This is a genomic window from Elusimicrobiota bacterium (assembly GCA_040757695.1).
Lineage (GTDB): Bacteria > Elusimicrobiota > UBA8919 > UBA8919 > UBA8919 > JBFLWK01.
This window is the reverse complement of the sequence record JBFLWK010000160.1, coordinates 1-2639: the sequence shown is the minus strand read 5'-3', so window position 1 is coordinate 2639 and position 2639 is coordinate 1. Positions and strand designations below refer to the sequence as shown.

The following is a 2639-nucleotide window of genomic DNA, read 5'->3' as shown; positions in this document are numbered from 1 at the left end:
TCCTAATGCCGGATTTTATAAGAAAAAGTAAATATAATATATTTTGTGAAAGATTATTATTATAATAAGCGATACTTTTTGAATAGTCAACATTTGAGATTAAAGATGCTTCTTCGAGCAATGATGTAAGCCAAGTAGGGACAACTCTGCCTTGAAAGAGTGGCTTCCATCTTCTTCCACTAAAAAACAAAACTCCAGGAATATTATTTGGTACACTATGATAAAAAATAATATTACTCATTACATTATCATAGCCACGACGCCATTTTTTATTTATGGCTTTTGTCAAGTCACATAAATCGAGAATTGTCTGATATTGATTTCCCCAACGACGTGAAAGCCAATTTTTGCTATAAATATTTTCACTTTGAAAATGAATTTTAGAAGATACTGGATATTTACGTTTTCCATGATCAGAACCTGGGATTTTTTGTACTATAGCTTTCTCAGATTCAATAGTTCGAGCAATTGCAAAAATGTGAAAATTAATAAATCCATAGCTCCACCAGCTTTTGAAGCTTTTATTAGTCATCATGGAATTTATAAAATTTGATATTCTGTCTCCACTCCCTATAGAATCATCAATTAGGACAATGTTGTGAATTTTTTTGCTTTTTAAATCTGTCAAGGAAGCGTGATCAATAAATTTTTTAGCGTCCGAACGTACAATGTGTGATATTAATTGATAAACAAAATCCTCACTTCCAAGAGCTGTTCCAGGCCTGATAACAACATTGCCTTGGCAATCCCAAAGACAAACTTGACATTCACTCAATTTTCGGACAGCATAAATAGCATAAACATTATCTAATGGTAATGATTCTATAGACTTTATAAGCCAATTAGAATAATAGTCGCGAGTTACAAATTTCAAATGTAGTAGTAGCGATTTAGCTACAATTTGATTTTCAGGGCTAAACTGTGAAAGCCAAGCAAGTATCTCGGGAGATTTTTCAATGCTTTCCATGGTTAATTGTTTAAAATTATTAGGAAATATATATTCTCTATGAGCCTTTGTAATTATAATTTTTCTATTGAATATTGAATCAATAAATTTGATTCTATGAGATAATTTAGATTTATTGAATTTTTGCACAATATCTATCAAGTATTTATTAAAAATATTTAACAATTGGCGAAAAGTTTGTTGCATAGCGCCTCTCAATTGTATATAATGTTGGTTATGCAATAAAGCACTATATATAAACCTGTGTATGGAAAGATTTAGTGCAAATTCTTATCATTACAATTAAATAGTCTATTCTCCCATGCTGTCCTATTTTCTTCATCTGGTACAGCTAATAACAACAACTTGCGAGGTCTGGTAATTCCAACATATACGATTCTCAATTCTTCATTATCATAAGTAGTTAGATTTTCTTTTAGCATCGTTTTATAATATTTGCCTATCGCACCTTTCTGTTTTAAAATGACAAGGACTGCGTCGAATGTTTCTCCTTTAGCTGAATGAATTGTACCAATACGATAATTGTTATCCGAAAATTTCTCATTATTAAACCTGAATAGCGAATCTAAGCTAATCTCTCGACTCTTATTTTTAATTTTAAGTTCTATCTTAGGCTCTATATCACTGAAAACGCTATTAGCACCATCAACCCACTCTCCAATAGTACAGCTTGTATCAGGCAGCGAATTAATTAGGCCATATACAAATCTCCTGAATTCTGCAAATCCATTTAATTTAAATATATTAGTTAAATCTTGTTCAGAGCAATAAAGTGAGCCAGATCGTGCTTTTATAATTGTATTTTGTATTAATTTGAAACCATTACTGAATTGACCATTGTTGCAAAGAAATTTGCCTTTCGCAAAATATTTTGAATAAGGATCACCTTCTATCCATGGTAAATTGTTGTATTTAATTTCATTTGAATCTATAATAGCATTAAAAATATTTTTGCTTCTATAAATTACTGCCACTTTTTCTGGTGTCACATCAACATTATAGTCTGAGCATATATCCAAAAAATTAGTTAACAGTTCATTCATATTTTCATTATTATAAGTTTTGACTAAAGGAATAAATGGATATTCTTTTACATCTTCATTAATAGCTGTTGATGTTTCTTTCAATGTTGATAATCGGCAGGAACAATTGCAAATATTCTGTGAACTTCGCCTATTTTCATTAAGAATTATTGAATTATCTCTCCAGTCATCATATTTTTTTAAAAATAACTGAGGATTAGCACCGTTCCATTCAAAAATTGCTTGATCTGGATCACCTACTAACATGATGTTATCCAATCCATTATCAATTAATAAGTCAATAATCCTCATTTGAATTTCGGATGTGTCTTGAGCTTCATCAATTATAAACGAAGGAAATCTATATATGATTGCTTTAGCTATCTTTGGGTATTGTTCTAATACTTTCATTCCGAAATAATTAGCATCGTTTTGGCTTGCGTATCCTGCCTTTTGCAATCGGTTTTTTGCAGATTTTATCTGTTTATTTTTTTCCCAATCCTTTGGCATTATTTTCTTATCAATTGGAAAGAGTTCGCCGCTAATATCGTAAGTTAGATTTGAAAAAAAACTATCTGAGTAGCATCTTCCTGACCAAGGGCCATGCGGTTCGCCGACTAATACCGGCCGCTTATTACATCCCATAACCA

General features: G+C 31.1%; 2 protein-coding genes. Both read right to left on the bottom strand.

What is annotated here, in order from left to right; all coding sequences use genetic code 11:
• On the bottom strand, positions 1-1153 hold a 1153-nt coding region (locus AB1349_13560; protein ID MEW6558352.1), incomplete at its 3' end, for a hypothetical protein.
• Between the two features lie 71 nt (positions 1154-1224).
• Positions 1225-2639: ATP-dependent helicase (locus AB1349_13555; protein MEW6558351.1), on the bottom strand; the 1415-nt coding region annotated here is incomplete at its 5' end.